At 41.2% G+C, this 13,074-nt stretch carries 10 protein-coding genes; 4 read left to right on the top strand and 6 right to left on the bottom strand.

The features are described 5' to 3' along the window. The first annotated feature begins 10 nt into the window (after window positions 1-10). The 4 genes from ABD010_RS15560 (at window position 11) to ABD010_RS15545 (ending at window position 3,902) form a co-directional block, all read left to right on the top strand. Window positions 11-607, top strand: a complete 597-nt coding sequence (locus tag ABD010_RS15560) for a class I SAM-dependent methyltransferase (RefSeq protein WP_343816347.1) — start codon at window positions 11-13, stop codon at window positions 605-607. Window positions 608-677: 70 nt separating this feature from the next. After that, window positions 678-1,715, top strand: coding sequence for a DUF2332 domain-containing protein (locus ABD010_RS15555; protein WP_343815092.1), 1,038 nt, complete (start codon window positions 678-680; stop codon window positions 1,713-1,715). Window positions 1,716-1,790: 75 nt separating this feature from the next. After that, entirely contained in the window at window positions 1,791-2,273 is a 483-nt protein-coding gene (locus tag ABD010_RS15550) for a GNAT family N-acetyltransferase (RefSeq protein WP_343815090.1), read from the top strand. A 189-nt stretch (window positions 2,274-2,462) separates the two neighbouring features. Further along, the gene (locus tag ABD010_RS15545; RefSeq protein ID WP_343815088.1) at window positions 2,463-3,902 is read left to right on the top strand and encodes a DHA2 family efflux MFS transporter permease subunit; all 1,440 of its coding nucleotides are present in this window, start codon (window positions 2,463-2,465) and stop codon (window positions 3,900-3,902) included. A gap of 638 nt (window positions 3,903-4,540) precedes the next feature. Here ABD010_RS15545 and ABD010_RS15540 read toward each other — a convergent pair. The 6 genes from ABD010_RS15540 to ABD010_RS15515 form a co-directional block, all read right to left on the bottom strand. Further along, window positions 4,541-6,112 carry an FAD-dependent oxidoreductase gene (locus ABD010_RS15540; RefSeq protein WP_390350827.1) on the bottom strand — a complete coding sequence of 524 codons (1,572 nt, stop codon included), beginning with the start codon at window positions 6,110-6,112 and terminating at the stop codon, window positions 4,541-4,543. A 115-nt stretch (window positions 6,113-6,227) separates the two neighbouring features. Next, complete coding sequence (gene narI / locus ABD010_RS15535) at window positions 6,228-6,920, bottom strand: respiratory nitrate reductase subunit gamma (RefSeq protein ID WP_343815082.1); 693 nt, start codon at window positions 6,918-6,920, stop codon at window positions 6,228-6,230. 37 nt (window positions 6,921-6,957) lie between these two features. After that, window positions 6,958-7,560, bottom strand: coding sequence for a nitrate reductase molybdenum cofactor assembly chaperone (narJ, locus tag ABD010_RS15530; RefSeq protein WP_343815079.1), 603 nt, complete (start codon window positions 7,558-7,560; stop codon window positions 6,958-6,960). Continuing rightward, complete coding sequence (gene narH / locus ABD010_RS15525) at window positions 7,557-9,062, bottom strand: nitrate reductase subunit beta (RefSeq protein ID WP_343815076.1); 1,506 nt, start codon at window positions 9,060-9,062, stop codon at window positions 7,557-7,559. The genes narJ and narH overlap by 4 nt, the downstream gene beginning before the upstream one ends. Continuing rightward, complete coding sequence (locus ABD010_RS15520) at window positions 9,052-12,744, bottom strand: nitrate reductase subunit alpha (RefSeq protein ID WP_343816344.1); 3,693 nt, start codon at window positions 12,742-12,744, stop codon at window positions 9,052-9,054. Before ABD010_RS15520 ends, narH begins: the two co-directional genes overlap by 11 nt. After that, complete coding sequence (locus ABD010_RS15515; RefSeq protein ID WP_343815074.1) at window positions 12,731-13,021, bottom strand: hypothetical protein; 291 nt, start codon at window positions 13,019-13,021, stop codon at window positions 12,731-12,733. Before ABD010_RS15515 ends, ABD010_RS15520 begins: the two co-directional genes overlap by 14 nt. Window positions 13,022-13,074 lie beyond the last annotated feature (53 nt).

The raw sequence follows: 13,074 nt of genomic DNA, 5'->3' as shown, positions 1-13,074 counted from the left end.
AGAGTTAAATATGGAAAACAATGTTTTTGAACAGATGGCAAAAAAATATGATACAAAAGAAAGAATGGAATTAGCTAAAGTTATAGTTAAGGAAGTAAGACCAGAATTGCAAAACAGCAATTCAACATCATTATTAGATTATGGAAGTGGCACCGGGCTAATTAGTTTAGAGTTAACAGATTTAGTGGACACTATTCTGTTGGTTGATTCATCAAAACAAATGCTGGATGCAGCGCAAGCAAAAATCGCCCGTAGAGGAATAACAAACTCGAAAGTACTTTATTCAGATTTTACCATAGAAACTCCTGAACTTAAGGCAGATATAGTGTTAATGTCATTAGTTCTCCTTCATATTCCGGATACTGACAAAATCCTGCAAAAATTGTACAACGTATTAAATAATGATGGTAAACTAATTATTATTGATTTTGATAAAAACGACAAAATAACGCATCCGAAGGTCCATAATGGTTTCTCTCATGAAGAACTGAAAAACATTTTATTTGAGATTGGGTTTCAATCAACTGAAATTAGAACATTTTATCATGGAAATCATATTTTTATGAATCAGGATGCCTCCATGTTTGTTTCCAGCAGTATTAAGTGATTTCCAACTTTTATTTACCTTTAAATAACATGATTACTGGCTTCAGAGCTGAACAAAGAGGAGCGAGGGTATGAATACTGAATGGATAGCTGTGAAGTTTGAGGACTTCGCTGTTTTGGAGTGCGAAGGTTCAAGCGATCTTTATAAAAATTTGTCCTTGCAGATTGCGAAGGATAATGAATTATTAAATCTATGTTTACATGCCAGGGAAGGTCAACCAATTCCAAATTTGCTGTTTGGTGCGGTCCATTATCTATTACTGCAAGGCAGAAAACATCCATTGCGGGAGTTTTACCCAAGTTTAGTAACTGCTCCCCGCAATGAAAGGAATGCCTTCCCATACTTCAAAAATTTTTGTATCCGTTATGCGGAAGAAATAAAATTCATCCTTAAAAACAAGCTGGTTCAAACAAATGAAGTACAACGCTGCGCTTATTTATATCCAGTTTTTTGTACGATTTATCAACAAACCAAAAGGCCTCTTGCTCTAATAGAAATAGGGTCCAGTGCTGGACTTCAATTATTATGGGATCATTATTCATACTCATACAATAACAGTAAAATTTATGGAAATAGAGCGTCGATTGTTCAGTTAACTTCTGAAATACGTGAAGGGAATATCCCAACTAACCTATCTGTGATTCCTCCAGTGAATTTCAGACTGGGAGTTGATATACATATTAGCGATTTAACGAATGAAATGGAATATTTATGGCTAAAAGCGCTTATTTGGCCGGAACATAAGGAAAGACAAGAAATTTTTGAAACATCAGTAAAGCAGCTGCGATTAAATCCTCCTCAATTAAGAGAAGGGGACGGAGTTACTTTACTGCCAAAAATAGTTGGGCATATTCCTGATGATAGTATTATTTGTATCTATCATACTCATGTAGCCAACCAAATGCCTGACAGTACGAAACATGAGTTGATCAAAAATGTTCAAAAAATAGGCAGCCGCCGGGACACATTTCATATTTACAACAATATGGAAGATAGAAAGTTGCATGTTGATTCTTATATGAAAGGTAGCCTACAGGAACGAACTATGGGTGAAACGGATGGACATGGACGATGGTTTGATTGGAAACTGTCTATCCAGATAGATTAATCAGTATTATTGCAAAATATATTGGCAATGTCTAAAACAATAAAAATAAAATTATTCAAACATGAGGGATGAAAGATGAAGATTCGCGAGATAGAAGAAAAAGACAATCAAACAATGGAGCAAATCATTAAGCGCTCATTGGAATCATTTAACTTAAATATTCCCAGAACAGCTTATTTTGACCCCCAAATAAGCAGTCTTGCACACTATTACAAGGAACGGTCACATTCAAAGTATTGGGTTGCTGTGAATGATCAAGATGAAGTGGCAGGCGGCGTGGGTATTGCGCCATTTGGACAAAAGGAGAAAATTTGCGAATTACAAAAGCTATACATTAAACCTGAAGCACAAGGTAAAGGTTTGTCAAAAAAATTGATGAATGCAGCACTTGACTTCGCTAAGGAACATTATACACATTGTTACTTAGAAACGTCGAAGAAACTTGAGGCAGCCAGTCATCTTTATATTAATTTTGGATTTGTGCCACTCAATAGAGCACTGGATAATTCTGAGCACAATGCCATGGACGCTTGGTATTTAAAGGAATTTTATCATTAAGTTTAAGAATAATGCCTATAAAACACAGATGAATTAAAAAAGAATATGGTTGGGCACTTTCCGGAACGTGGACATTTAGGATGTTACGGGGAAGTAAAGCAGTATGAAATGGTTGTAAACCGTTCTTATAACTAGTATAATTTTGCAGTTACATGATTTATTTGGTTCAGAGAGAAAAGAGGAATATACATGTCGAAACAACCTTATAACAAAACATTAATGGCTGCCCTACTACTAGCAGGTTCATTTATTGCAATTTTAAATCAGACGTTAATGATAACAGCTATTCCTCCGATCATGGATGAAATGAATATTTCAGCTAATACTGCTCAATGGTTGACCACTGTCTTTATGCTTGTAAATGGAGTCATGATCCCTATTACCGCATTTTTGATTGAACGATTTACAACACGTCAACTGTTTATAACTGCCATGAGTGTATTTGCTGCAGGAACAATTGTAGGAGGACTTGCTCCAAATTTCACCATGTTGCTGGTGGGAAGAATAATTCAGTCAGCTGGAGCTGGGATTATGCTTCCGTTAATGCAGACGGTTTTCCTGTTAATTTTCCCGATTCATAAACGGGGGGCGGCGATGGGTTACATTGGACTCGTAATCTCATTTGCTCCGGCTATTGGACCAACGCTGTCAGGATGGATTACAAGCAATTATTCCTGGAGATTTTTATTTTTACTGATTTTACCTTTAGCTATTGTAATTATTTTGGTTGCTTATTTTATATTAAGAAATGTTACGGAGCTTACGTATCCAAGACTCGATATAATATCAATCATTCTATCATCCGTAGGTTTTGGAGGACTCTTGTTTGGTTTTTCAAGTGCCGGTAACTACGGATGGGACAGTGGAAGGACGATTGTCATTCTTGCGGTTGGCACTTTAACTCTAGCAGTCTTTATTTTGCGGCAATTACGCATGCAGCATCCGATGTTAGAGTTCAGGGTATTCAAATACAGGATCTTTACTATTGCAACAGTGATTGGCATGATTACGTTCCTTGGTTTGATCGGTTCGGAAACGTTAATCCCGCTTTATATGCAGAATATGAGAGGTTTCACAGCGACAGAATCCGGCCTTGTTCTTCTTCCTGGTGCTCTTATTTCCGGGTTAATGTCTCCTGTTACAGGGCGCATATTTGACCGCATTGGAGCCCGTTCGTTGTCGATCGTTGGTTTGACGATTATGACCGGCGCAACTTTTGCCTTTGGATTTCTGGGCACAACAACAACGCTGACATTCCTGATTGTTACGTATGCTATTCGTATGTTCGGATTCTCAATGGTAATGATGCCTGTGACGACAGCAGGTTTGAATCAATTACCACAAAAATTGATTCCACATGGGACTGCAATGAATAATACGATGCGTCAAATTGCGGCATCTGTCGGAACAGCTATCCTCGTTACAATTATGACGATGACAGCACAAAATACTCAGACCGATCCAACCATTTCAAATCCTGGTATTTATGGAGTAAACATCGCTTTTCTGGTGATTGCCGTTTTATCATTCATTGCGATAATCTTATCTATATTCGTTAAAAAAACTTATCCGCCTGCTGATACAGTCGTGGAAACAGAAGATGGTAAGAACAATGTGGAAAATATGTGAAATAAGAGTCGTGGTGAAGAAATCCGCTTTTAGAAAGTATTAAAACCTTATCCAGTGTTTTTATGGACATCCAGCAGGAAAGGGGGAAGGAATGTCCATGAAAACATCTGTTCATTTTAATATATTTTCTAGTTTACATAATATTTATTATCGGAAGTCATAATAAATTCCATTGTTTTGTCTCAAAAACAAAGTAAACTTATGATAGTGAGATAAATTATAAATTTACGCTTATAGTCAATGTGATTTGTTAACATGTGCATATCAACTGGCATTTGACATTAAATTTAGTTTAAAATGACGCTGAGATTAATTCCGCTTTTGTATATAAATCAAATTTGTGTGCCATATCAGGTTAAGTTTACTTAGTTCTTATCTGATTGCTTAATGATAATTTTAGCTTGTCCGGTTTTTTAATTGGCATTTCATTACAACCTCTGTATATTGTTATCAAATCTTAATTTTAACATCTGTTTTGTTAATTATATCGACTTCGGGATATTTTTCAGAATATTTAATCCATTAATGATTTCATTATCCTGTTGTCCAACTGATACACAATTATGTCCGTATTCTTGGAAGAACATAAAAAGCAGCCAATTTGGCCGCTTTTCTGTAACTTATGGGAAGCATACGTTTTATTTTTTATTTATGTCAACCTTGTTTAATGGTTCATTTGCCGGACCATTCAGTACTTCTCCAGTGTAAGAATATCGTGAGCCGTGACAAGGACAATCCCATGTACGATCCCCGGAATTCCAGTGTGTTTCACAGCCAAGGTGCTTGCATGTTGTATCTACTGCGTATAAATTCTTTTCTTTATCCATATACACGCCAGCGCGCATTCCATTTATTCGGGTTGTGATCGCACTGTCTGGTGTAAGTTCATCAATATTATTGTTCGTATATTCCAATTTTCCTTTTATCAAATGTTTTCCTACATCTGCATTAGTGCGCACAAATTTGCGTATAGCGGGATCAGCCTGGAATCTGGATGGACTATATAATTCGGAATACGGATTTTCTTTTTTCAGGATTCGATCAGTGATAATACGTGCGGCAATTGTACCATTTGTCATGCCCCATTTCCGGAAACCTGTCGCCACGAAGACGGAATTTTCACCGCCAGTAACCGGACCGATGTACGGCATTTTGTCTAATGTAGTTAAATCCTGAGCTGACCATCGATACATGTACTCTGATATACCAAATTTTTCTTCAGCAAACTGTTGTAATGCATCGTAATGCTCCATCGTAGACTGTCCTTGTCCGGTTTTATGATTTTCTCCGGCAAACAGCCACATTTCTTTCCCGTCCATTTGTGCAGAACGAATTGATCGTGAGGGTGATTCGGCGTTTATATAGATCCCGCCCGGAAATTTTTTAGGCGTTTTAGTAGCGATTACATACGCCCGTTCTGCATACATTCTGGTTGGATAAAATCCTTGTCCATCGTAAAACGGATAGTGTGATGCCTGGATGACATAGCGGCAGGTGATCCGTTGGCCGTTACGTGTTACGATAGCCGGATGTTTGTTATATTCAACATCAACAGCTGTTGTATTTTCATAAAATGCCGCACCGTTTTTCTCTGCCTCTTTTACAATTGTCTTTAAATATTTCAATGGATGAAATTGTGCCTGGTTGTCCATACGAAGTGCACCTTTCACCGAAAGACCCAGCGGAATACTGTTGGTGAACTCTCCAGAAATGCCAAGATCGTCATATGCTTTTTTTTCGGTTTCCAGTTTTTCTTGGTATTGCTCTGAAGTAGCGTAGACAAATGCATCTTCCTGCTGATAATTACATTTAATCTCGTGCTGATCAATCAAATTTTCGATTAATTGTTTAGCCTCCATATTTGCCTGGTAATACATAGATGCCTTCTCCACACCGAAATGGCGGGAAAATTCATCATAAATTAATCCATGCTGGGCAGTGATTTTGGCAGTTGTATGGCCGGTTGTTCCGTTTAGAAATACTCCGGCATCGATTAGTGTCACATCCAAGCCTTCTTCGGCAAGTAAATATGCTGCAGTAATCCCGGTAATTCCGCCACCAACAATACCGACATCTGTTTTAACAGACTCCTGAAGCTGTGGAAACGTTGAGAGATTAACTGAATCCCGCCAGTAAGGTTCAGGAAACTGTGGTATATGAATATTTGCTGACACGTCTTTTTCCTCCTTATATGGAATGCTTTCATGCATATTATTATTGCTCTAAGTGATTGGTATTATGCTGTATGAGGATTAACCGGCCACAAATTAACGACCAAAGGAAGTTTTTGTAAACCGCCTTTGGTCGTTATTGTATGTGAAATCATTATTTTGCCTTTTTGTACTGAGCTCTTGACCGATATTGCTGTGGGGCTCTGGTCGGATATGTGATTGGTATACTGTAAAAATGAACCAGTCTTGTAAACGGAATCGAAGCAAAAAGACCGAAAGCTGTTATCGTATGCAATTTGAAAACAAGTGGAATACCTGTCATCAGCTGATATTGCGGATGGAAGATAAACAAACTTCTGAACCATGGACCGATTGCTGAACGATAATCAAATTCTTCAGGCGTGAAATTCCCAAAAACTGTCATACCCATACCAATTCCGGCTACAATTAAGAGAGCAATAACAGTAAAGAAATCGGCAAATGTTGCATGAATTCTTACCGGGTCAATTACTATTTTACGAATGAGCAGAATAACCAGACCGGCTACTGTTGCGATGCCTGCAAGTCCCCCTCCATAAACTGCACCCATATGGTACAAATGATCTGAAATTCCTAGCGCATGATAAAATTCCATTGGGATGACAATTCCCATGATATGTCCGATAAAAGCGAATATAATACCCCAATGAAAGAGCGGTGAACCAAGACGCAGCCATTTCTTTTCAAAAAACTCCGTTGATGGTGCGGCCCACGTTAATTGTCGGAATGCAAAGCGATATAACAGACCGAAAACCATGATAGCCAATGTTACATACGGAAAGATAACCCACCAGAAAATCCCGGTCATATCTTTCGCCTCCTTTAAATATTGAGTTTTCTTTACATCATTTGTACATAATCGGGTATGGTAATTCCTCCAGGTCCGCTTCTTCCCTCTCAAATTCAAGTTTGTCAATTTCTTCTTTTGTCGGTTCCGGAAAAACATAGATAGCTAAAATATGCAAAATGTCATAGTATGGACTGTCAAGCGGCATGCTGCTGAGTATTCTTTTTAATGCTGCTGCCAGCCTTCGTAATAACCGGTCATTTTCCTGGCTGTCCGGAGCAACAGCCAGGAATTCAAATAACATTGGTAAATAATCTGCCAATTCGTCATCAACACGTTCAAAGCCAGCATCGCTGATGATATTTTGCAGTTTGATTAATCCCGCACCACGTTTGCTGCTGTCACCAAATTCATGCGCGGTAAGATATAACCCGTGTTTTGCTTTTAGGTCGAATGTTGCAACATAGGTTTGTTTGAGTTCCTCCGGTGATAAGCTGTGCAAGGCTTTTAATGCCTTGTTTAATTCTTTTTTCATCTCTTCCGATGTAATATTATCCTGCACACATTCCTGGATATCTATTTGTTCATTTATAAAATTCTCATCCGGGTATGCTAACAACCGGGAACCGATAACGAGTAGCGTACGCTCTTGAACATTCATTGTCTGACTCCCTTTCCGAATGGATATGTTACCACTCCTTCAGGTGGAGCAAGATCCTCCAGACTGCATGCGCCTTGTTCGTAATACAATGCATCGCCATCCATCTCCCTGCGACCGGTCGGGATTACGAATCGTTCATTGTACTTGGCAATTCCCAACAGTCGTGCCATATCTTCAATTTCTTCCGGTGTTGTATTCGCTTCTTTCAATAATTCGCTTTGTCTGAATTCATCGATTCCGCCTACTGTTTTTCCTCGCATGTGAACACGCATTGCGGTCAATTTCAACAACACATTACGGATTACACTTGTATCATCTGCTGCCAGGATGGAGGCCAAGTATTGCACTGGAATCCGCATCTGGTCGACAGCTGGAATGTAGCCATCTGTGTCCAGCTCGTCTTCATTGGTTATATGATTCATAATCGGGCTTAGCGGCGGCACATACCAAACCATTGGCAGTGTACGATACTCCGGATGTAACGGCAATGCAATTTTCCACTTTAATGCCATTTTATAAACTGGTGAGTTCTGTGCACTTTCAATCCAGTCATCATTAATTCCTGCTTTTTTCGCCTCTTTAATCACTTCAGGGTCAAACGGATCCTGGAACACGGAAAGCTGTGCTTCATACAAATCTTTGGGATTTTCTACAGATGCGGCGTCTTTCACCTTATCAGCATCATACAAAACAACTCCAATATAACGGATACGTCCGACGCAAGTTTCTGAACAAATCGTTGGCAACCCGGCCTCTGTCCGGGGATAGCAGAAATTACATTTTTCTGCTTTGTGTGTATTCCAGTTATAGTAAACTTTATGATATGGGCAGCCGCTCATACAAAAGCGCCAGCCGCGGCATGCTTCCTGGTCAACCAGCACAATTCCGTCTTCATCCCGCTTATACAAGGCACCTGATGGACAGGACGCTACACAGGACGGATTAAGGCAGTGTTCACATATCCTTGGCAAATACATCATGAATGTTTTTTCGTATTGCATCGAGATATGCTCCTGTAACTTTTCAACGGTCGGATCCTTGGAAACTGACTCACTCCCGCCTGCAAGGTCATCATCCCAGTTCGGTCCCCATTCCGGCTTATCAATATATTCGCCTGTAATCGCTGATTGTGGCCTACCAACTGGAAGATTTTCCCCTTTTGGACTATGAATCAGGTTTTGATAGTCATATGTCCACGGTTCATAGTAATCATCCATGGAAGCCATGTCCGGATTATAGAAAATATTCATCAGTTTAGTGATTGGTCCGCCTGCTTTAAGCTGCAGTTTGCCGTTTTTCAAAACCCAGCCGCCTTTAAAATGATCCGTGTCTTCCCAGCGTTTCGGATAGCCTGTACCTGGACGCGTTTCAACATTATTGAACCACATATATTCCGTACCCGGTCGATTTGTCCATGTATTTTTGCAGGTGACAGAACAAGTATGACAGCCAATACATTTATCCAGGTGCATTACCATTGCGACTTGTGCCTTAATTCTCAAGCCAATCAACCTCCTTAAGTGGTCTGATAACCGCGATTGTGTCTCGCTGGTGTCCTGTAGGTCCATAGTAATTGAACCCATAACTAAGCTGAGAGTATCCGCCAATCATGTGTGTCGGTTTCAAACTGATGCGGGTGACACTGTTATGGGTACCACCGCGCTTTTTCTTGCCGCGATCTTTACTGACAGTTGTTGCCGGAACACCTAATGTACGATCCTGTGCGTGATACATGTAAGCCATTCCCTTTGGTATTCGATAAGTCAAAACAACACGCGCAGCGATTGCACCATTCCGGTTGTATACTTCAACAAAATCGTTATCTTTCAATCCGATGGAGGCACCATCTTTTTCGTTCATCCAAATCGTTTGCCAGCCGCGGAATAAGGTTGACATGTTTGTAGTGTCCGTAAACATTGTATGGATACCCCATTTTTGGTGTGGAGTAAGGTACCGTACTGTAATGGAATCCCCGTTTGCTTTAACACCCTGTTCGTTTTTCAGGAATGGACCGTAGTTTAAGGGCGGTAAATATAACGGCAGCCCCTCACCAAAGTCCAGCATCATTTCGTGATCCAAATAAAAACTTTGCCTGCCGGTCAGTGTACGCCATGGGATGTTATATTCCGTATTGACAGTGAATGGCGAATACCGGCGATGGTCTTTTTCAAGCCCGCTCCATACCGGTGTTGAAATGGCTGTTCGCGGCTGAATGGTTAAATCACGTAATGTATGATCTTCTTCTTCTCTTGCAGCTGAAATATCGCCGAGCTTCTGACCGGTTTTCGCTTCGAGTGACTTCCAGCCGGCAACTGCACGTTTTCCGTTGGTTGCACCGGACATTAACAATATCGCATTAATTGCCTGTTGGTCCGTGTACAGATCCGGATTCCCTTTTCCGATTCCGTCCCGTCTGGATTTTCCAAGCCTGTTTCCTAATTCTTCGTAAACTGGCTCACCGGGGATGGTGACCCCTTTTCCACCGTAACCCTTTTTGATCAGTGGTCCCATGGTTGTCATTTTCTGATACGTATTCGGAAAATCACGGCTGACGACTTTCATGTTTGGCATGGTTTTGCCTGGAATAGCTTCCACTTCACCTTTTCGCCAATCTTTTATCTCCCCAAATGGTTGAGCAACCTCATCTTCCGAGTCATGTGCCAGGGGTGATGTCACCAATTCTTCTGTTTCTGGTAAATGTTTTTCAGCCAGCTCTGAAAACACTTTGCTGATCTCTTTGAACGTGTTCCAGTCACTTTTTGCTTCCCATGGTGGCGAAATAGCAGCATTGAACGGGTGAACAAATGGATGCATATCCGTACTGCTGATATCAAATTTTTCATACCAGGTTGCTGCCGGAAGAACGATATCCGAAAACAAACCGGAACTGGTCATTCTGAAATCGACACTGACAAGCAAATCGGCCTTTCCAGTCGGTGCTTCCTCTGTTACTTTTACATCTTTCGGCTGCCAGGAATTTTCCGGCTCAGCCAGGACCTGATTGTCGCCGCCGACTAGATGCTTCACAAAGAATTCGTGTCCTTTGCCACTATCACCCAAAAGATTGGATCGCCAGTTAAAGAAAAGCCTTGGAAAGTTTCTGGGGTCATCCGGATTTTCAATCGCCCATTCCAGTTTGTCCTCTTTCAGCTTTTCGACAACATCGTTGATAACTTCCTGGTCCGTATTTGCACCGTTTTCACGGCTTTCTTTTACAATATCGATTGAGTTCTGCGTAAACTGCGGATAAGACGGCAACCATCCAAGTCTCGCTGAAAGTGCGTTAATATCAGCTGGGTGAATCGAGTCATACTTATTGCCCCAAGCGGACTCCGCTTCATTTAATTGTGTTTCATAACGGTACTGGTCCGTATGAAAATAGAAATAGGATGTACCGTTTTGCAGCCGGGATGCCTTTTGCCAGTCACCAGAGAAAGATACCTGCTGCCAGCCTTCCTGCGGGCGTACTTTTTCCTGGCCAACGTAATGTGCCCAACCACCGCCATTAACTCCTTGTGAGCCGGTCAATAAGACAAGGTTTAAAATGGCACGGTAAATCTGGTCACTATGATACCAGTGGTTTGTTCCGCCGCCCATGGCAATCATCGATTTTCCTTTTGTACGTTCGGCATTATCAGCAAATTCTTTGGCAACCTTAATAACGTGATGTTTATTTACACCTGTCATGCTTTCCTGCCAGGCAGGCGTATAAGGTTTCGGGTCATCGTAATCTTTTGGGTAATCACCAGGCAAATCGCGGCCAACACCTGTATGTGCCATCATGAGATCATATACCGTCGTCACTTTAATCATCTCACCATTTTTGTTTTGAATATGTTTGACAGGAACGCCTCTTTCCACGACTCCCCCATTTTCTTCGGCGAAATAAGGAAATTGGACCATGGTCACATCATCCGATTTATCAATAAACGACAATGTCGGGTCAATAAAGCTTCCATCCCGTTTTTCAAGGTCCAGATTCCATTTGTTGTCGTTATCCCAACGGAACCCCATACTGCCATTCGGTGTTGCAGGCGTATTCGTGATGTCATCCCATACAATTGTTTTCCATTCACCTTTTGTCTGATTGTCATTCAAGTCAGATGCACGAAGGAAACGGTTGCTGCGGTACGCACCATTCTCTTCTTTTAACGTAACAAGAAACGGAAGGTCAGTGTATTTTTTTGTATAGGAGTTAAAATAAGGTGTTGCTTTATTTACGTAAAATTCTTTTAAAATAACGTGTGTCATGGCCATGGCCAGTGCTGCATCCGTTCCGGCACGGGCAGGCAGCCAAATATCAGCGAACTTTTCATATTCAGCAAAGTCAGGGCTTACCCCAACAACCTTCGTACCATTATATCTGGCCTCAACCATGAAATGCGCATCCGGCGTCCGGGTTTGCGGCAGGTTCGTTCCCCAAATGATAAAGTATTTGGAATTATACCAATCAGCACTTTCCGGTACATCTGTCTGCTCACCCCAGACTTGCGGTGATGCAGGCGGTAAGTCTGCATACCAGTCGTAAAAGCTTAAAATGGTCCCTCCGATCAGGGACAAGAATCGGGTTCCGGCTGCATAGCTGACCATTGACATGGCAGGAATAGGGCTGAAACCAGCAATACGATCCGGTCCGTATTTTTTGATCGTAACGATAGCTGCGCTGGCGATAATTTCACACATATCTCGCCATGTAGCCCGGACAAATCCGCCTTTCCCGCGTGCACTGACATATTTTGCACGTTTTTCAGGGTTACCTGTGATGTTTTCCCATGCCTTTACAGGGTCGCCTGCCTGTTCACATTCCTGTTTCCACAGTTCATATAAATCGCTGCGGACATAAGGATACTTTACACGGATGGGACTGTACGTATACCAGGAGAAACTCGCACCCCGCGGGCACCCTCTTGGTTCGTATTCAGGAAAATCATCGCCTGTGCTGGGATAATCAGTCTGTTGTGTTTCGGACGTAATAATCCCATCTTTCACATAAATCTTCCAGCTGCATGAACCGGTGCAGTTAACCCCATGAGTCGACCGGACAATTTTATCATGCTGCCATCTTCTCCGGTAAATATCCTCTGCATCACGCGGACGGGGACTTTCCTCTGTGAAGTTATTGTTGATCCGTTCTCCATGACGGATATGTTTAAGGGTTTCGAATAGCTTGTTACTTTTTTTCATCATTTAAATCACCTTTTTCGTTAAATGATTGGATTGGATTAAAACGATCACCCAATATCCGGAAGCTGCCGGAACCCTCTTCCAGTTCCTCAATAAATACTTCGAAGTTTGGAACATTCGATGCCACCAGAATTAACCGTTCGATGGCATCATATTCTTTAATATCATAAATAGCCTGAATAATTCCCGGTGGTATTTCACCAAATCGCATTTTAAGTATTGCCAGCAAATCCTCGCGGTCATCAACAAAACTAGCCTCATTTTCAAACAAAAACATGCTGTCCGCTCCTTTTCTGGCAGTAAGAAAAGATAATCTTTTTTACTGCAAAA

The sequence above is a fragment of the Virgibacillus siamensis genome, assembly GCF_039522605.1.
Lineage (GTDB): Bacteria > Bacillota > Bacilli > Bacillales > Amphibacillaceae > Lentibacillus > Lentibacillus siamensis.
This window is presented reverse-complemented; position numbering and strand designations above follow the sequence as displayed.